This is a genomic window from [Clostridium] citroniae WAL-17108 (assembly GCF_000233455.1).
Lineage (GTDB): Bacteria > Bacillota > Clostridia > Lachnospirales > Lachnospiraceae > Enterocloster > Enterocloster citroniae.
In genome coordinates this window covers 1-1564 of record NZ_JH376443.1, presented here as the reverse complement: position 1 = coordinate 1564, position 1564 = coordinate 1, and the positions used below count along the sequence as shown (strand labels likewise).

The 1564-nt window shown below is 47.2% G+C and carries 1 protein-coding gene and 1 pseudogene; both read right to left on the bottom strand.

Annotation, left to right across the window (positions count from 1 at the left end):
- On the bottom strand, positions 1-658 hold a 658-nt coding region (locus tag HMPREF9469_RS30300; RefSeq protein WP_007871746.1), incomplete at its 3' end, for an Rpn family recombination-promoting nuclease/putative transposase.
- A gap of 342 nt (positions 659-1000) precedes the next feature.
- Positions 1001-1564: pseudogene (locus HMPREF9469_RS30290) on the bottom strand (Rpn family recombination-promoting nuclease/putative transposase); the annotation flags it as partial.

Genomic DNA, 1564 nt, shown 5'->3' with positions numbered 1-1564 from the left:
ACAGCTGCATATATTTCACCTCAATTCCTTCGTTTCCCTTCACGGACTGTACACGGTCGTGGAGTTTCCTGAGCCTGAGACTGTCCACTGCCGCGGCATTCTCCTTTGTAGAGTGTTCCACATACCGTAAAAACGCCATAAGCTCCGGGGAGATGCGGTCATCCCCCTCTCCCCTGGTATTCAGGAATATCCTCACCGCCCCATCTTCCAGACGCAACGAATCATCCTCCTCGCACCTCATTTTAAATGTGTATCGGCAGAGTCTTTTCCCAAACAGATCAAAGGGCGCTATGGTTATCAGGTACACATTGGCCAGATGGTTAAAATCAATGGTTCCCGGCTCCAGGAGCCCTGCGTCCAGTACGGACTGGTAATATCTGCTGCGTCTGGGCAGGTTCCTTGTGTTGAATGCCTGCATCTCAGAATTGTAGATCGTTCCGTCCTCCTCCTGTCCCCACACATCCAGACGGATCCCGCGGAACGTGGGCAGGGTGCGTATCTCCTTCTCGCTTTGGGTGTTATCCCGTAAATTAACCTCATGGCCCAGGATAATCTCCAAAACACTTTGGTATGTCTCGGAATCCTCCATCACCTCGCCAAACAGAAATCGGTTCAGCAGGTTCAGTTCCCCCAGCGGCTTTCTTGTCTTTTGTTTCATACTTCCTTCTCCCTTCATTTTAACATACAATGATTTCCTTGTTAAGGTTTCTTTGGAAAATCCCGGCGATATGCCGATCGGGCGAATGCCCTATGATTTTTTAAGATATGATTATCATACTGCCAGGAATCCGGTGAAGCAAGCATTTTTAATTCTAAATCCTCCTTATATTCTTGCGCCGGTGCTATTGGAATGTTACAGACAAAAATACAGCATTTTTATAGGGAAGGAGATTTATAAAAAGGGAAGGTTTTTGAAACCCATCTCATATTGAGATGTCATTATAATATTTACATTGAAAAAAATCCTCCGTTTTATACACGGAGGACACTGAAAATCTTATCAAATCTGGTTTTTAATTCCATACTCCTTATAAAGCACTTCCCGGAATCCTTTGTCACTTGTTGCCTTGATCAGATCCTCAGTTCTGGAATCTTTTAACAGTCTTTCCGTCAGGGCCGCAAAGTAGTTTTCTCCTTCTTGGCGCCCTTCCAACCGTTCCATGGCTTTCTCTTCCCACAGCTGCATATATTTCACCTCAATTCCTTCGTTTCCCTTCACGGACTGTACACGGTCGTGGAGTTTCCTGAGCCTGAGACTGTCCACTGCCGCGGCATTCTCCTTTGTAGAGTGTTCCACATACCGTAAAAACGCCATAAGCTCCGGGGAGATGCGGTCATCCCCCTCTCCCCTGGTATTCAGGAATATCCTCACCGCCCCATCTTCCAGACGCAACGAATCATCCTCCTCGCACCTCATTTTAAATGTGTATCGGCAGAGTCTTTTCCCAAACAGATCAAAGGGCGCTATGGTTATCAGGTACACATTGGCCAGATGGTTAAAATCAATGGTTCCCGGCTCCAGGACGCCCTGCGTCCAGTACGGACTGGTAATATCTGCTGCGTC